This is a genomic window from Limosilactobacillus albertensis (assembly GCF_014145555.1).
GTDB classification, from domain to species: Bacteria; Bacillota; Bacilli; order Lactobacillales; family Lactobacillaceae; genus Limosilactobacillus; species Limosilactobacillus albertensis.
In genome coordinates this window covers 66,879-83,973 of the sequence record NZ_JACIVD010000045.1, presented here as the reverse complement: position 1 = coordinate 83,973, position 17,095 = coordinate 66,879, and the positions used below count along the sequence as shown (strand labels likewise).

Below are 17,095 nucleotides of genomic sequence, written 5' to 3'. Positions count from 1 at the left end.
CCCCCCCCCCATGATTTTTGGGAGGGGGCCTATTATAAAGTACTTATAACCGGAGAAAGGTTTAAATATGCCAACAGAAAAAATTAAAGATTACTTAAAGCAATACATTCCATTAGCGGACTTTGTCTCTGATATCTTGGGACCTAATAGTGAAGTCGTTCTTAACGATGTAACAGATTTAGATCACGCAGTTGTTTATATTAAAAATCCAACAATCACAAATCGGAAAATTGGTGACCCTGCCTCAGATTTTGTTTTAAAAATCATGAAGGATGGGATAGATGATGAGATAAATTACATTGCTAATTATTCTGGTAAATCAAAAAAGCATCCTCACATTAGGGCCTCTACATTCTTTATTCGGAAAAGTAATAGAGTTATTGGGATGCTATGTATTAATATTAATCAGGAACCATTGGAACGTCTTAACGAACAAATAGACAATTTCCGTAAATTATTTGAAGTAAACACTACGCCAATTGGTAACTATAATTCTCAATCACCATCGACTTCGGAAAATGAAAATATTGCTGAGAATTTTAATAACTCAGTAACTTCTCTTGCCAAAGCAGCAGTAGAAAAGAAAGAACGGGAATTGAACATAACAGCTAATTATTTTCAACAAGATCAAAAAATCGAATTGATTAAGGAACTATATGAGGAAGGCTATTTCCTGCTTAAAGACTCCATTCGAGTTATTGCAGAATATCTCAACAGCTCGGTACCAACAATTTATCGTTACTTAAATAAAGTAAAAAAGAACAATACTATAAAATAAAAGTGGTTAGGGAATTTTTCTTCACTAACCACTTTTTATATTTTGATTCATCGTTTCACATTTTAATAACCAGTTATCGCATTGGCAGTAGTTTGTTTTAGTGTTGCAACCGATTGTCTCATTGCAGATTTTTCAAGAACATTTAATGGAATTTCAATAAGTTCTTCTACTCCACCAGCACCAATAATAGCTGGAGTTCCAATATAGACATCATCATATCCATACTCACCATTTAAATAGCAGCCTACTGTTATTAGTTTGCTTTCATCTCGTAAAATTGCTTTAGTGATTGTCATAATAGCAGTAGCTACTCCATAAAAGGTTGCTCCCTTGCGATTAATAATTTGATATGCTTTATTACGCACAGAATTTTCAATTTCAAATAACTCATCAAGCTTAATCCCTTCTCGGGAGATTACCTTAAATAAAGGTTCGCCACCAATATCAGCAGAGGAATATGCGGCAAATTCTGAATCACCATGCTCTCCTAAAATATTAACGTTAACATTTAAGGGATTTACGCCAAATTTCTTTGCCAAGGCAACTTTTAATCTTGCCGTATCTAACGAGGTCCCCGTTCCAATGACTCTTTCAGGAGCAAAACCAGATCCTTTTAAAACTGCATAAGACATAATGTCAACAGGATTTACGGCAACAATAAAGATACCGTCAAAGCCATTCATAACTACTTTTTTAGTAATATCATTAACAATTTTTAAGTTTTTTGTAACAAGCTGAAGTCGCGTTTCACCAGGCTTCTGGGCTGCTCCTGCACAAATAACAACAATATCTGCATCACGACAAGCACTATAATTGCTTTCATAAACATTCATTGGATTTAAAAACGGTGTTGCATCTTCTAAGTCCAATGCATCCCCAATTGCCTTTTCTCTTGTATGATTAATTATTGCTAGTTCAGCGGATAATCCATGGTTTATTAAGGCGTATGCATAAGCAGATCCAACAGCACCATCTCCAACTAAGACTATTTTTTGGTGCTCACCGGTCATTACCATCCCTCCAAAATTTAAAATTTCAATTACCACTATAACAGTTTAATAAAAAAATGTCACGATAATATTTTTTTATTAAGAAAGGCTAAAAAACAGTCTAAAGGCCATCAGATGGCTTTTAGACTGTTTCATTATTATTTATTACGGAATGGTACCGCATTTTCTTTTGTAATTTTAGTAACACCATGCATATATGGAACTAGGACTTCTGGAATTGTGACAGAACCATCCTCATTTTGGTAATTTTCAAGAATGGCGGCAACAGTCCGACCAACAGCTAACCCCGAACCGTTTAATGTATGAACATATTGAAGTTTACCATTCTCGTCTCGATATTGGGTATGCATTCGTCGTGCTTGGAAATCAAGGCAATTAGAACAACTCGATACTTCTCGATACTTATTTTGAGCTGGCATCCATAATTCAATATCATGAGTCATTGATGCGGTAAAACTCATATCACCAGTCGTTAAAGTAATAACATGGTAAGGAATATTAAGCTTTTGGAGGATATTTTCACCATTAGCTGTCATCTTTTCAAGTTCATCCCATGAATCCTCTGGTCGAGTATATTTAACCATCTCTACCTTGTTGAATTGATGCATCCGAATTAAGCCACGAGTATCACGTCCTGCCGCACCAGCTTCTGAACGATAACATGGTGTTAATGCTGTAACATATACCGGAAGTTCTTTTGCTGGAATAACTTCGCCAGAATAATAATTCGTCAACGGAACCTCGGCTGTTGGAATCAATGTCATATCCTCGCCATTTACTCGATATACACTTTCACGGAACTTAGGATATTGGCCGGTTCCATACATTGCAGAAGCCTTAACAATATACGGAGGTAATACCTCAGTGTAACCGTCTTTCATATGTTCATCTAACATAAAGTTATATACGGCACGTTCAAGCTGTGCTCCCATTCCTAAATAGTACACAAATCGTGCTCCAGAAACTTTAGCTGCTCGATCAAAATCTAGAATTCCTAGATTCTCACCAATATCCCAATGATGTTTAGGTTCAAAATCAAATTGCCGAATTTTACCTACTTTCCGTAATTCAGTTGCACCGTCTTCAGTGAGACTAACCGGAACTCCTTCATGCGGAATATTTGGTAAGCGTGACATTTTATCATGAAACTCTTCTTCATTTTGAGTTAACTTCTCATCTAACTCTTTAATTTCATTATTAATTTCACGAACCTGTGCAATCGCTTCTGCTGCATCCTCATTATTCTTTTTTGCTTCACCAATTTTATCAGATGCTTCATTACGCTTTGCCTTTAATGTTTCCGTTTGTTGAAGAAGCTCACGTCGAATAGCATCTAACTTTAATACTTCATCAATTTCTTCTGGTTTAGTACCACGTGTAGCTAACTTCTCCTTAAAGAAACCAGGATCTTTCCGAATCTTCTTAATGTCTAACATAATAATACCTCCTGCATAAAAGAGCCATTTCATCCTCAAATATTTTGGGACGAAATGGCTCTTGTTCCGCGGTACCACCCAAGTTTGACAAAGTAATTTGCCACCCTCTTAGTAGATAACGGTTACAACCGTGCGGAATTACCCGCCCACATTTATAAAGCACCGGAGTTTCGGTCGTCAGCTCACACCACCCACTGACTCTCTGAGTGACCTACTTGAAATGCCTTCGTGTTTCTTATTTACGATTTTTATTGTATTATACTTTTTCTCATTTTTCAATAATAATTTTTTATTTAAATAAAAAATTATTATAAATTACTTTTTCCAATGTTTTTCAACAAACTGCTGACGCCCGCCTGCTTCTTCTAAGGCAAAACGTTGCGGATTCTTTTTATAAAAATCTTGGTGATAATCTTCTGCAAGATAAAATGGTTGTGCATCCTCAATCGTTGTCACAATCTTATCGTTACCAAATTGGCCGCTTTCTTGGAGAGCCTTTTTAGATTCTTCCGCAATTCGCCGTTGTTCTTCATCCTTTACAAAGATTACCGGCCGATAGTTATCACCACGGTCCTGAAACTGACCACTCGCGTCTGTCGGGTCCGTCTGATGCCAGTAAATTTCAACAAGATCCTTATATGAGACCTTAGTGGGATCAAAAGTAATTTTTACCGCTTCAGTATGCCCCGTTGTTCCTGAACAAACTTGCTCATAAGTAGGATTTGCAACATGACCTCCAGTATACCCTGATTCTACCTTTTCAATCCCAGGATAAGTATCGAAAGGTTTGACCATGCACCAGAAACACCCACCTGCAAATATCGCTGTATCTAAACTCATAATAATTACATCCTTTCTTAATTGCGACCATAGATTGGCCATGCTGCTTCTTGAGCGCCCTTATAAGTTTTTTCAATCGCTTGTTTCGTTTGCTCTGTTTGATAGGCCGCTACAACCTTTTTATAAACCTCATTATCCTTATTTTTCTCTTGAACCGCAATTATATTGACATATGGCTTTGCTGCTTTATTGATTGGTTCTAAATAAAGCGAATCTTTCTTTGGATTGAGGTTAGCTGCTACTGCGTAATTTCCATTTATTATCGCCGCGTCAACAGAATTCAAGGCCCGTGCAGCTGTGGCCGGATCAACTTCCTTAAATTGCAAATTGCGTGGATTACTCGTAATATCCTTCAACGATGGCTTAATTCCACTATCTTTCTTTACTTTAATTAGTCCTGCTGATTGTAATACGTTCAACCCCCGCCCTAGTGTTGTCGGTTCGTTTGGAATCACAATCGTTGCTCCATTAGGCAAATCCTGTAATTTTTTATATTTTTGTGAATATAGTCCTAACGGGGAGATCACAGTATTACCAATTGCTGTTAAGTGCGCATTCTGTTGCTTATTATAGGATTCAAAGTAATATCGAGTAAGACAAGAATGCATATCAATTTTTCCGTCCTTAAGTGCCACGTCTGGTTGAACATAATCATTAAAAATCACATATTCAATATTAATCCCCTGCTTTTTCAATCTTTTCCGAACATTATCCCATACCGGCTCCGAATCTGTTCCAACTAACCCCAAGCGAACAGTCGTGGTTGAAGTTTTACCAAAACGTTGGTGGACTATCCCGGCAATACCAACCACCACAATAATTGCTAAAACAATTGAAATAATTAACCCTGTCCTTCTTTTTCGTTTCATTCTGTTTAATCCTCCTTTATGTTAGAAAAGAAAAACGCCCCTAAGAACAACTATGCCGTGCTCTTAGGGACGTTAATAACGCGTTACCACCCTGTCTTTAGTACAAAAAGTACCCTCAATTCTAATCTCGCCTTGAAATTAGAAGCATGGATAACGGCTGCTACCCCGTAGAGAATTTACTCTTTAACCAAGCTCACTCTCTCAATTAACTAAGGACCATCTTCATTATTCCGGTTCCTGCCATCTCCCAGCTACCATGGCTCTCTGTATAGGTCGTAAAATAACTACTCATCTTTTCTAACAATATTTTAATTTATTTTTAATCATATTAACGATATTCATCATAAAAGTCAACCTCCTTTTATGAACCCTACCGTAAATAATGATGTTTATTGCATTTTTTATAGACTGAACTATAATATTAGTAACAGTTATTTTATTTTTGTTAATAACTGTTGTTGAAGCGTTTCAGAAAAAGAGGCGAAGTTATTTATGGCACTTAGTAAGCAAGAACGTAAGGAAATGGCTCGTAAAGCTATGGAAAAGCGTGGCAGCAAGAAGCCAGATGGTTCTGGTTTTGCAAAGATTGATGCTGACGCCAAGAAACTGAGCGAATAACTTTTTTGAAGCAATTCACTTATATACTTAAAGAGACAGAGATGTTTTTAACACCGCTGTCTCTTTTCTTTTTATTTATTATCTTGTTCTTTTTTACAAAAGCCTGCGAGGCGGTCCATCCCCTCTTTAATCTGATCCATGCCTGTTGCATAGCTAAAACGAAGATATCCTTCGCCGCCCTTGCCAAAGTTCGATCCGGCTGTCACCGCAACTTTAGCATCATTAGCTAGCTGATAAATCAGCTTATTATCATCTTGATCAAGAAACGGTGGAATTTTTGCAAAGATATAGAATGCGCCCATTGGCTGACTACATTTAAAGCCCATTCCTGTAAGGCGCTTATACATATAGTCACGCCGCTTAATGTACTGAGCGTCCATCTCTTTTGTTGCCTCATCCCCAGCCTTTAAAGCCGCCTCTGCAGCATCCTGAACAAACGTTGCAATATCTGTTACGGCAAAAGCATGAACCTTAAATAATAAGTCAGTCACTTTAGCTGGCGCACAAAGGTAGCCGATCCGCCATCCTGTCATCGCATATGATTTAGAAAAGCCGTTTGCGAGGATCGTCTGTTCTGGAATTACCTTAGCCATGCTAGAATATTCGCCATCATAATTCAGCTCGCTATAAATCTCATCACAGATTGCAAAAATAGGTTTTCCCTTAATAAGGGCAGCTAAGTCATTCATTTCTGTTTGACTGTAAGCAATACCAGTCGGGTTAGATGGATTAACAAAAACGACTCCCTTAACTCGATTACCATATTTATCAAGATATTGTTGTAGCAATACTGGGGTTAATTTAAAGCCAGTCTTCGATGTATCAACTTCTACCGGTGTTCCGCCAGCAATCATTACATCCGGCGTATAAATTGAAAATGTAGGGGTTGGGACAAGAATAATATCGCCAGGATTTGTAATCGCAGTAATAGCAGTAGAAATTCCCTCTGTCACCCCATTAGTAACAAGAATCTCAGTTGCGGGATCATAGTGAAGACCATACTTTTTAGCTAATGTATCTGCAATTGCTTTCCGTAAGCCAACTGTTCCTCGTTGCGGTGCATAGTGCGTTCGATTATTTTCAATACTTTTAATCCCCGCCTCTTTAATATACTCTGGCGTATCAAAATCAGGTTCACCAATTGTAAACTTAATAATTCCTGGAATTTTTGAGACATACTGAGAGAAATCAAATACCTTTAGCGTAGGAACATCACTCAAGATTTTCCGCATATATTTACTCATTTCAACCATTTATTTAAGTCCCCTTTTAAACTAATTACACTTTTTAATTATAAATCAGTTTAAAATAAAAAGCACAGAACAACATCAAATAACTGTTGTTCCATGCTCAACTTTATAAAATTAGTTTTCAAAAGCCTTAATCATTCGGTCAAGTAATTCAACATCTGTGTCACGAGAGTAAATATCCATAATCTCGTAAATTTGTGGAGCAGAAGTTGAACCAGTAAAGGCAAGATTTAATGGGAAGTATAATCCACGGCCCTTAATTCCCGTATCTTTACCTACTTCTTTGATTGCTTGGCTGTAATCAAGATCTTCGCCACCGTTTTCAAGTTTAGCTTTTAAACCCTTGAGAACAGCTAAAACATCTTCATTTGCGAAGTCCTCATTGTCCTTGAGGAGGTCATAGTTAAATGATTGATCAAGAACCGTGTAGTATGACCATGCATATTGAATAACTTCAAGAAGCTTATTAACATCCCGTTGGTGAACCTTAATTGTCTTCTTAAGCAACTCGGTTAATTGATCTTCTGGAATACTTTGAAGGCGTTTAGCTTCTTCTGTTTCGCCTTCTTTAACTAATTGCATTGTCCGATCAGCTAATTCATCAACAGACATACTCTTAATGTATTGGGCATTCATCCAATCAAGCTTCTTTTGGTCAAAGTATGCTGGAGCCTTTGACATCCGCTTTGGATCGTAAACCTTAATCAATTCTTCCTTAGAGTAAATTTCCCGTTCGCCAACTGGAGACCACCCTAGGAAAGCAATGAAGTTAAAGATGGCTTCATGAAGGTATCCATGTTTCTTGTATTCACTAATGAATTGAAGGGTATCCTTATCACGCTTACTTAACTTCTTACGAGTCTTAGGATTAAAGATCAATGGAATATGACAGAATGTTGGGTGATCCCAGCCTAATGCTTCATAAATAGCAATTTGCTTGGGCGTGTTTGAAATATGGTCTGCTCCCCGTAAAACATGGGTGATGTCCATCGTATGGTCATCAACAACTACGGCAAAGTTATAAGTTGGCATTCCATCACTCTTCTCAATGATAAAGTCACCACCAAGATTATCAGAGTTAAATGAAACATGACCCCGAGCAATATCGTCCCATTCATAGTCGTGGTTCTTAGGGAAGTGGAAACGAATAGTCGGCTTTAAGCCCTTAGCTTCAGCAGCCTTCTGTTCTTCCTCACTCTTACCATACCAGCGGCCATCATAATGAGGCGGCTCATTGTTAGCCTTTTGCCGTTCACGCATCTCAGCTAATTCTTCTTCTGTTGAGTAATCCTTGTAGGCAATACCCTTGTCTAACAATTCTTGAATGTATTTGTGGTAAATACCTTCTTTGTTTCGTTCGCTTTGACGGTAAGGGGCATACTTTGGATTTGGCTTATTTGGACCTTCATCCCAGTCAATACCTAGCCAGTGAAGGTTTTCACGTTGGCTAGCTTCACCATCTTCAACGTTTCGTTTAGTATCAGTATCCTCAATTCGTAATACCATCGTACCGTCGAAGTGACGTGCAAATAAATAATTAAATAATGCTGATTGCGCATTTCCGATATGTAAGAAACCTGTTGGGCTAGGTGCATACCGAACTCTGACCTTTTGATCCATTATCTAAGACTCTCCTTTAGTAACTTATCAAGATAAAATCCTGATTTAAAATTGATTGCTAGACCCGCTAGCAGTCTTAAAAACGTGTCGATGATTTGATTAACAACGTTTTTATTGCAACAAATATAATTGTATATGAAACAGCATATTTGTCAATTCAACAATTTTTTCGCATTAAAAACACTTAGCAAGTAATTTTGCATAAGTGTTTTTTTAATTATCCAGTTATTAGTATTGTTCCATATAATGTTGGCGTTCCCAATCAGAAACATGTTGACGATAAGAAGCGTATTCACGGGTCTTGGCCTCCATGAAGCTATGATACAGGTGTTCACCCATTGATCCCTTCACAACTTCATCAGTTGCTAATGACTTCAATGCATTGTGTAGGGTATCAGGTAAATCACGGATATCTTTTTCAGCCCGTTCTTCCTTCGTCATTGTGTAGATGTTTTCATCAACATTATGAATTGGTGGTAAGTTATTACGTAAACCATCAAGACCAGCCTCAAGAACAGCAGCAATTGCGAGGTATGGATTTGCTGATGGATCAGCTGACCGTAATTCTAATCGGGTTCCCATTCCCCGATCACTTGGAATTCGTACAAGTGGTGACCGGTTAGATGTCGACCATGCAACATAAACGGGTGCTTCGTAACCAGGAACTAATCGCTTGTAGGAGTTAACAATTGGGTTGCAGATTGCCGTATAGCTTCGGGCATGTTTCATCAAACCGCCTAAGAAATGATAAGCAGTTGCTGAAAGCTGATCTTTATCATTTTCGTCAAAGAATGCGTTGCTGCCATCTTTCTTAAATAATGACATGTTAAGATGCATTCCAGAACCATTAATGCCTGACAGCGGCTTAGGCATGAACGTAGCATGGAAGCCATAGTTCTTAGCAATTGTCTTAACCACAAACTTAAATGTTTGAATATTATCAGCAGCCTCGAGGGCATCTGAATATTTAAAGTCAACTTCATGCTGACCAGGAGCAACTTCATGGTGAGCAGCTTCAACGTCAAAGCCCATCTTTTCAAGTGCAAGAACAATATCACGCCGACAGTCTTCACCCGGATCAGCTGGTTCCATATCAAAGTAGTTTTCCTTATCATTAAGGTTTGTAGTCGGATTCCCCTTATCATCAGTCTTGAAAAGGAAAAATTCTGGTTCAGGACCGATGTTAAAGTCCTTGAAGCCCATCTTCCGCATATCTTCAAGAACACGCTTTAAGTTATTACGAGGGTCACCTTCAAATGGAGTACCATCAGTCTTGTAAACACTACAGATTACTCGTGCAACCTTACCGTGTTCAGCACCCCAAGGGAATGCAAGCCAAGTGGACATATCCGGGTAAAGATACATGTCACTTTCTTCAATCCGGACGAATCCATCAATTGAAGAACCATCAAACATAATCTTATTATCCATTAGCTTATCTAACTGACTAACTGGCAAATCAACACTTTTAATCGTTCCCAACAAGTCAGTAAACATAACTCGTAAGAAATGGATATCTTCATCCTTTACCATTTGGCGAACTTCATCTTTTGTAAATACGTGTTTACCCATAAAATTTCATTCCCTTTCATACAATCAAAACAGAAATAGCTGACTATACCAATTCACCTAAATTCTGCTTCTCTCCTTAACACTGTGACTTAGAATAACAATAGCGAGCCCATAAGTCAATTCTATTTGAATGCTTTATATTAATTAAAAAAATCTCTTCTCTCATGCTTTATTTTTTTAACCAATCTTTTATAAATTGCTTAATTTGATTAATATCATCCGGATGGCTCAAAATATCAAACCAATGCGTATCAGCCTTATTTCTAAACCATGTTAGCTGTCGCTTTGCGTAGTGGCGTGAATCCTGCTTAATTTTTTCAACTGCCTCATCAAGGGTAATTTCGCCACGAAAATAAGGAAATAGTTCATGATAACCGATTCCTTTACCTGCTGGAAGGTTTTCTCCCCCGTGATCAAATAGCCATTTTGCTTCGTCCAGCAATCCATTATGAACCATTAAATCAACTCGTTTATTAATTCGGTCATATAACACTGGGCGATCTGTTGTAAGACCGATTAAAAGGAAATCATTAGTCGCTTGGTACTGTGGCTGGTTTGAAAACAACTGTCCTGTCTTTTGAATTACCTCTAGCGCCCGAATAACTCGTCGCGTATTAGCTTTTGGAATTTGTTCACTAGCAATAGGGTCTTGTTTATTTAATTGTTGCCAAACATATTCAGCGCCCTTTTCATTAGCTATCTTTTTCCATTTATTTCGGATTTCAAGCGTTTCTTGGTCGAATTTATCACTGCCAAGTGCAAGATTATCCGTTAACGTTTGCAGATAAAACCCCGTCCCCCCTGCAATAATAGGCAGGTGTTTACGATTAGTGATCTCAACTATTTTTTGGTCTGCAAGTTGCTTAAAGCGAGCAGCCGAAAAGCGTTCATCAATATAACAAATATTAATTAAATGATGGGGAATGCCATCCATCTCTTTCGGAGTGACTTTAGCAGTTCCTATATCAAGATGCCGATAAACCTGCATCGAATCGCCTGAAATCACTTCACCATCAAATTCATGCGCTAATTTTATTGATAGTGCCGTTTTGCCTACAGCGGTGGGACCGACAATCCCGATTACTTTACTCATATTGACTCTCCAATTTTTATAAATTTTATGCTAAAACTTGTCCTTCTTACTGGTAAAACGCCATTAATTCTTGCATAATGGAGGTAACCTATAAATTCGAGGAGGTTTTATGTTATGAAACAATTAGCAAAGGGTATTTTAGTTGGTAGTTTGGCAACTGTTGCTGCTATTGCTAGCGGGGTTCTTACTTTCCATAAAACTGTTATTAAGCCAGCTGAAGAAGAGGAAGAAAAATTTGACCAAAACCGTCGCGCAGCTATCCGTAAAGGTCGTTCTGCACACCAACTTTAATTTGATCAAGCTATATGCGAAAAAAGAGCCGGAAATTTAAATTTCTAGCTCTTTTTTTGTGGTTATTTTTTGCAAGAAACTGGGTATAGATGTTATTCAAAACACCATGCTATCTTTGCGAGGATTGGAAAGAAAAAGTTAAAAAACTTTTGCCTATTTCCTAATACTTGGACTTTTTAGTCTTACCATCCCACGCACGGTACCCATCTTTCAAGATATAAAGGTGATTGTACCCTTGCTTACCTAAAAACGCAACAGCTTGGGTACTCAATGTCATCCCCTCATCATACAAGTAGATTGGCAAATCTTTTCGTAATTCACCATATTGTTGACGAAGATATGGATAAGGCAAGTTGCGTGCGCCTAAAATATGCCCTTGTTTAAAGTCATTTTCTTGTCGTAAGTCAATTACTTGTGCTTTCCGCATTCCATTCTTAAAGTCGTCCTGACTGAGAACGGTTGCATATCTTTTACGACGATAGGTCTGAAATGCCCAACTAAAAATCCATACTAGCAAGATGATTAAAATTACTGCATTAAGGATCATCAAGCCAGAACTAACTCCAAGTACCAATATCATTTCCCCTTATAAATTAATCTTCATTTACAAACTGACGAGCTAATGAAGCTGCACCAATAACACCAGCATCATTACCTAATTCAGCTAATTTCAATTGAGTTGAAGTCCGGACAGTTGGGAAAGCAAATTTTTCAAAGTTTTGCTTTACCCGCTTCAAAAGGAATTCACCAGCTGCAGAAACTCCTCCACCAATAACAAGGTATTCCGGATTTAATGCGTTACTCAAGTTTGCAGATGCTAAGCCAAGGTAGAAACATACTTCATCAACAACAGTATTTGCAAGGTAATCATTTTCCTTAGCAAGATCGAAAACAATCTTAGCAGTGATCTCATCACCATTGTCAATCATTGCCTTTAAGCGACTGTTACCTTCATATTCTTCGGCCTTGTCTTGAGCAATATGAACAATCCCAGTTGCTGAAGCATATTGTTCAAGACATCCGTGGTTTCCACAAGTACAAAGGTAGCCATCCGGCTTAACAATCATGTGACCAACTTCACCACCGGCACCAACTACACCGTGGATAAGCTTACCATTAGAGATAAGTCCTCCACCAACACCGGTACCTAGCGTCATAAAGGCAACATCGTCACCCTCGTTACCTGCACCTTTCCAGCGTTCGCCAAGGGCAGCAACATTAGCATCGTTATCAAGAGCAAATTGCATTCCAGTACCCTGTTCAATCTGTTCTTTAACATTTTGCGTTGTCTTCCAGTTTAAGTTGTAAGCACCGATAACTGTTCCTTTTTCACGGTCAATTGTTCCGGGAGTACCCATTCCAATCCCAATAAACTGATCGCGAGTCATCTTGTACAAATCAAGGTGGTGATTAATTGAGTCGATGATGTCCGGCACGATATGTGAACCATCATCCAAAATATTGGTCCGTAATGACCACTTTTGTTGGATTTCACCATTCTCCGTTAAAATTGCAAACTTGATAGTAGTACCACCAAGGTCAACACCAATTAATTTCTTAGCCATAATGATTCCTTTCTTGGGTAATTTTAGTATAATTTACCCCTTTTAATTCTCGTTTGTTCTTCACGATGCTCTTTACGCAAAACAATTTTTGCTTTTGTATATGTTGAATTGTCAACGACTCCGGATTGATAAAGATTATCTAACTCAATTGCCATTAATTCAATATCATATAATCGCTTACCAACATACACAAAGATATTAAATTCTTTGAGTAATTGTTGAACATCATACAGTGTGCGGTATTCTCGTGAGGTGACTGCCATAAATTATCACTTCAATTCTAGAGTTAAAATTATCAAACTCACAGTTAATATAGTGCCACTTAGAAAACGCTTTAGCAAGTCAACATTTCCTAATAATGGCGCTCCAACAACAAATGCAATGAAAAATCCGCCAAACAGACCGCCAATGTGTCCGGCTAGGTCAACACCTGATATAAAGATATCCATTACAATATTAAGGACAACAAATAGCAAAAAGGTACGACTTAGGACACGAACAATAACGTTATGATGGAAGCAAACGCCAAGCATCAAGAACGAGCCGAAAAGTCCGAAGATTGCTGTACTAGCTCCTGCCGAAACCGTTGAAGGCATTAAAACGGCACTTACTAGGTTACCAAAAATCGCACTTACAAAGTATATTATAACCATCCGCCAGTGACCAAAGAATTCTTCAATATAACGCCCAATGTATAAAAGCGTCACACTATTAACAACCAAATGCGATAGTCCGACATGAAGAAACACAGGTGATATCAAACGCCACCATTGTCCATCCCTGATCAATGCAGTACTTCGTGCACCATTATTAAGTAAAACCGTCGTATTGGTTGAACCGCCTGCATAGACTAACCAGCAATAAACAAGTACTTGAAAAACTATTAAGGTAAGCGTTACTGGCGCTAGCCTAAGTCCCTGCGTCCGCATCTTTTATATCTCCGGCAAATATAATACTTTATCTATCTGCTGATCATGTTCTTCTGGAGTCCACTCGGTTTCCTCAGCTAACTGGGTCGTTAATGCCATGGAAACAGTTGGACCATTATACTTTTGAAGATACCGATCATAGTAGCCACCACCAAAACCAATGCGTTTACCAGAAGCTGTAAATGCTACTCCTGGAACAACCATTAAGTCAATCTCATCAGGAGAATAAACTTTACCTTCGTGGGGCTCTAACACCCCAAATGTCGTCTCATCAAAATCTGTATCCTCATTTAACTCGACAAATTCCATTTGGCGGTGTGGTAAAGTCCGCGGAACGACAATTTGCTGTCCCTTATGCCGCGCATGAAGGATAATCGGCGCAGTATCAATCTCAAAAGACTGACTTAAAGTAACTGCAATCGTCTTTGCGTTTAACCATTCAGGCTGGTCGTATAGCAGAGATGCTAATCGCCGTTCCTCATGCAGACGGGTTTTCAAGTCCAATTGTTGAAGGCGTGCAATATATGCTTGCCGTAATTCTTTTTTTGAATAAGCCATTATGTTATGACCGCTCCTTTATAGTGAAATAACAAACGGTATCAGACTTTATTATCACCGCTTGTGCGTATTTATGCAAGCGTTTTTTTATAAAAATAAATAAAAAGAGCTGGTTTCCCAGCCCTTTTTATTTTAGTCATTACTTGGTTTCCCGATGTAATGTAACCTTTTGTTCCCGTGGACAGTACTTGTTTAATTCAAGACGATCTGGGTTGTGACGACGGTTCTTGCTAGTTAAGTAAGTCCGTTCGTGGCATGAAGTACATTCAAGTGTAATGTTGACACGCATTATTTTGACCTCCAAACTATTACTTTTATTTAACGTGGTTATTTTTCGTAACCCTAACTCGTACAACTATATCATTTATTTTTCTATTTGGCTAGTAATTTATCAAAGTTTGTTAAGGAAATTTCCTTGACAGTTTGGATTAATCACTTAAACCTTTAGGACTTTGAACGGTCTTCCAGTATGCCTCAAAGATTTGTTTTGCCATTGTTAGGTTAGCACCACCATCTGAATTAGATGCTCCCGGAATTGCCAACGCAACTACTACCTGTGGATTATTAGAAGGAGCATATCCGGCAAAACTTATTGTCGTCGTCGAATGTGACTTGTAATAAGTTTCGGCAGTCCCGGTTTTACCAGATACCGATGGCTTAACAGTTGCCAGCGCCTTACCAGTGATGTAGCGGTTAGAACCATGTACCACCTGGTAAAGTCCTTGTTTAACAACATCAAAGTCCGCTTTAGATGCAGGAATCGTTAACTGTACCTGTGGCTTTGTCGTGTATTCAACCGGCCCAAGCTCACCATTAGCCTTAGTCCCCCGAATTTCTTTAACAATGTATGGCCGCATCCGGTTACCACCGTTAGCAATCGTTGACATATATTGCGCAAGCTGAATTAAAGTATAACCATCATAGTTACCATACGACAGGTCCAGTGCCGAACCGATATGCTTTTGATCAGCGGGTCCTGTATATCCGCTTGTCTCACCCGGTAAATCAATTCCAGTCTTAACACCGAGGCCAAACATGTTGAAGTACCCTCGTGCTTTCGCAAAAATGCTTGGTTTCATTGTGATTTGCGCATTTGGTGAATACTTCATTCCTCCTTCTTTCATTAATAATTGCATCATGTAAGAGTTAGAGGAAACCTCTAGAGCAGTCGCCGCATTAACTGCCATATTGGCTGAGCCACCATGGTTAAACCATGATCCCTTTGATGAAGTACCAGCAAGCTTAATTGGCATATCCGTCAGAGTATTATTTGTTGGTGTTATAACACCGTCCATCAAAGCTCCCATCACCATCGCCGGCTTTACAACTGATCCCATGGTAATTGGGTGATTAATAGCACCGATCTCGTCAGGAGTCTCTTTACCGGTTTCCGGATCACGATCAATTCCGGCCATCGCGTAGATAGCACCTGTGTTAGGATTCATTACTACTGCATAGACCCCAGTTGAATACTGATTTCCAGCGGCTGCGTAATTATTTTTCAGAATTGATTGAACCTTTTTTTGGAACTTGGAATTAATCGTTAATACGAGGTTATCACCCTTTTTACCAGGATACTTAGTCTTTTCCTTTGTTACGTCATTTCCATTAGTAGTAACTTCGGTCTGTGACTTTGAGCCAGCCAGTGTTGATTGGAACTGCTTTTCAAGGTAGCTTTGTCCAACACTATCATTTCGTGAATACCCCTGAGCAAGCAATGAATTAACTTCATCACTCGGCAAACCAGTAGTTGATACGGTACCTGTTAATGACTGGATATCCGTCCCCTGTGGATAGTTCCGTGTCCAGGATGTCCCAATCTTTACCCCCGGCATCTCATTTAAGTGTTCACCAACAGCGGCCAGCTCCTTAGCACTCACCCCGGTCTCCTTAATATAAGTAGTCGATAGCGAGTAAGCACCGCTCATTGCAGCGTAAATCCGTGCGTTATTCTTTTGCTGGTCTGTAAGCTCCCATGAATCAGGATGGTCGCTCAAATATTTAAGAGCTTTATTGTACTTGGTATCTTCTGAATCATCAGATGATGTCTTTACATGTTTTAAAACACTCTTAAGCCGTCCTTTATCAGCGAGGTAGTAATCCTCCTCATTTCGATCAGTTAAGCGTGAATTTTTGTTAGAAACAGAAACATACCTTCCTAAAAGATTAGCGATTCGATAAAGCTCATCACTAGTCACATTTGCTCCCTTAGTGTATGTAATAGCCTGATGAGTCTGGTTACCGACAAGGACATTTCCTTGCGAATCATAAATCATCCCTCGCTGCACATTATTAGTCTGCGTTGTTGTATCTGATCGCTTGACCTCCGCTTTAAATGATGTTCCCTGTAGAACTTGAAGGTAAAACAGTCGAATAGTTAACGCTAATAGTAAGATACCAACAATCCATAGCAGCATATTTAGCCGGAATGGAATAATTGACTGCGCATTTTGACGCTTTTTGGTGCGTGAACCAAATAAGTTCATTATTCGATCAAAAAATTTCACAGTTTTATAATTCTCCTTCATCGTAGTGAATCTATTTTAACAAAAATTACCTGCCTTAACAGATAATTACCACTACTAACGTGAAAATAATACTCTTTATTTTATAAGAAATGAAGAATTTATTCCAATGATTTAATGAAATTTAATGAACAATAGTAA

18 protein-coding genes are annotated in these 17,095 nt (G+C 38.6%); 3 read left to right on the top strand and 15 right to left on the bottom strand.

Features of this window, described 5'->3' with window-relative positions; translation table 11 throughout:
* Positions 1-67: 67 nt before the first annotated feature.
* The gene (locus tag H5S41_RS01765; RefSeq protein WP_182601898.1) at positions 68-778 is read left to right on the top strand and encodes a helix-turn-helix transcriptional regulator; all 711 of its coding nucleotides are present in this window, start codon (positions 68-70) and stop codon (positions 776-778) included.
* A gap of 62 nt (positions 779-840) precedes the next feature.
* On the opposite strand, the gene H5S41_RS01760 is transcribed toward H5S41_RS01765, so the two are convergent.
* The 4 genes from H5S41_RS01760 to H5S41_RS01745 form a co-directional block, all read right to left on the bottom strand.
* Positions 841-1,788, bottom strand: coding sequence for an L-lactate dehydrogenase (locus H5S41_RS01760; protein WP_182601896.1), 948 nt, complete (start codon positions 1,786-1,788; stop codon positions 841-843).
* 137 nt (positions 1,789-1,925) lie between these two features.
* A complete protein-coding gene (gene serS / locus H5S41_RS01755) occupies positions 1,926-3,224 on the bottom strand; it encodes a serine--tRNA ligase (protein ID WP_182601894.1) in 1,299 nt (432 codons plus the stop codon).
* A gap of 315 nt (positions 3,225-3,539) precedes the next feature.
* The gene (msrA, locus tag H5S41_RS01750; RefSeq protein WP_163704997.1) at positions 3,540-4,064 is read right to left on the bottom strand and encodes a peptide-methionine (S)-S-oxide reductase MsrA; all 525 of its coding nucleotides are present in this window, start codon (positions 4,062-4,064) and stop codon (positions 3,540-3,542) included.
* 17 nt (positions 4,065-4,081) lie between these two features.
* Positions 4,082-4,933 carry a MetQ/NlpA family ABC transporter substrate-binding protein gene (locus tag H5S41_RS01745; protein ID WP_182601892.1) on the bottom strand — a complete coding sequence of 284 codons (852 nt, stop codon included), beginning with the start codon at positions 4,931-4,933 and terminating at the stop codon, positions 4,082-4,084.
* Between the two features lie 492 nt (positions 4,934-5,425).
* Here H5S41_RS01745 and H5S41_RS11865 point away from each other — a divergent pair, with 492 nt between their 5' ends.
* Positions 5,426-5,551 carry a hypothetical protein gene (locus H5S41_RS11865; protein WP_003664033.1) on the top strand — a complete coding sequence of 42 codons (126 nt, stop codon included), beginning with the start codon at positions 5,426-5,428 and terminating at the stop codon, positions 5,549-5,551.
* Positions 5,552-5,622: 71 nt separating this feature from the next.
* Here the strand turns inward: H5S41_RS11865 and H5S41_RS01740 are convergent, their stop codons facing one another.
* The 4 genes from H5S41_RS01740 to miaA all read right to left on the bottom strand — a co-directional run bounded on the left by H5S41_RS01740 (position 5,623) and on the right by miaA (position 11,086).
* Positions 5,623-6,804 carry an aminotransferase class I/II-fold pyridoxal phosphate-dependent enzyme gene (locus tag H5S41_RS01740; protein ID WP_182601890.1) on the bottom strand — a complete coding sequence of 394 codons (1,182 nt, stop codon included), beginning with the start codon at positions 6,802-6,804 and terminating at the stop codon, positions 5,623-5,625.
* Positions 6,805-6,915: 111 nt separating this feature from the next.
* A complete protein-coding gene (gene gltX, locus H5S41_RS01735) occupies positions 6,916-8,421 on the bottom strand; it encodes a glutamate--tRNA ligase (RefSeq protein WP_163704994.1) in 1,506 nt (501 codons plus the stop codon).
* A 228-nt stretch (positions 8,422-8,649) separates the two neighbouring features.
* A complete protein-coding gene (gene glnA / locus H5S41_RS01730; protein WP_182598746.1) occupies positions 8,650-9,993 on the bottom strand; it encodes a type I glutamate--ammonia ligase in 1,344 nt (447 codons plus the stop codon).
* Positions 9,994-10,162: 169 nt separating this feature from the next.
* Positions 10,163-11,086, bottom strand: a complete 924-nt coding sequence (miaA, locus tag H5S41_RS01725; RefSeq protein WP_182601888.1) for a tRNA (adenosine(37)-N6)-dimethylallyltransferase MiaA — start codon at positions 11,084-11,086, stop codon at positions 10,163-10,165.
* Positions 11,087-11,200: 114 nt separating this feature from the next.
* On the opposite strand from miaA, the gene H5S41_RS01720 reads away from it, so the two are divergent.
* Positions 11,201-11,377 (top strand): DUF3042 family protein, encoded by a 177-nt coding sequence (locus H5S41_RS01720; RefSeq protein WP_003664039.1) that lies wholly within the window; start codon positions 11,201-11,203, stop codon positions 11,375-11,377.
* A 160-nt stretch (positions 11,378-11,537) separates the two neighbouring features.
* Here H5S41_RS01720 and H5S41_RS01715 read toward each other — a convergent pair whose 3' ends face one another.
* The 7 genes from H5S41_RS01715 to H5S41_RS01685 all read right to left on the bottom strand — a co-directional run bounded on the left by H5S41_RS01715 (position 11,538) and on the right by H5S41_RS01685 (position 16,957).
* Complete coding sequence (locus H5S41_RS01715; RefSeq protein WP_182601886.1) at positions 11,538-11,957, bottom strand: rhodanese-like domain-containing protein; 420 nt, start codon at positions 11,955-11,957, stop codon at positions 11,538-11,540.
* 13 nt (positions 11,958-11,970) lie between these two features.
* The gene (locus tag H5S41_RS01710) at positions 11,971-12,942 is read right to left on the bottom strand and encodes an ROK family glucokinase (RefSeq protein WP_153710319.1); all 972 of its coding nucleotides are present in this window, start codon (positions 12,940-12,942) and stop codon (positions 11,971-11,973) included.
* A gap of 23 nt (positions 12,943-12,965) precedes the next feature.
* Positions 12,966-13,205, bottom strand: a complete 240-nt coding sequence (locus H5S41_RS01705; RefSeq protein ID WP_153710320.1) for a YqgQ family protein — start codon at positions 13,203-13,205, stop codon at positions 12,966-12,968.
* A gap of 6 nt (positions 13,206-13,211) precedes the next feature.
* Positions 13,212-13,871: a rhomboid family intramembrane serine protease gene (locus tag H5S41_RS01700; protein WP_153710321.1), complete on the bottom strand. Its 660-nt coding sequence runs from the start codon at positions 13,869-13,871 to the stop codon at positions 13,212-13,214.
* Positions 13,872-13,874: 3 nt separating this feature from the next.
* Positions 13,875-14,429, bottom strand: coding sequence for a 5-formyltetrahydrofolate cyclo-ligase (locus tag H5S41_RS01695; protein WP_182601884.1), 555 nt, complete (start codon positions 14,427-14,429; stop codon positions 13,875-13,877).
* Between the two features lie 139 nt (positions 14,430-14,568).
* Positions 14,569-14,718, bottom strand: coding sequence for a 50S ribosomal protein L33 (rpmG, locus tag H5S41_RS01690; protein WP_003664049.1), 150 nt, complete (start codon positions 14,716-14,718; stop codon positions 14,569-14,571).
* A gap of 139 nt (positions 14,719-14,857) precedes the next feature.
* Positions 14,858-16,957, bottom strand: a complete 2,100-nt coding sequence (locus H5S41_RS01685; protein ID WP_153710323.1) for a peptidoglycan D,D-transpeptidase FtsI family protein — start codon at positions 16,955-16,957, stop codon at positions 14,858-14,860.
* Positions 16,958-17,095 lie beyond the last annotated feature (138 nt).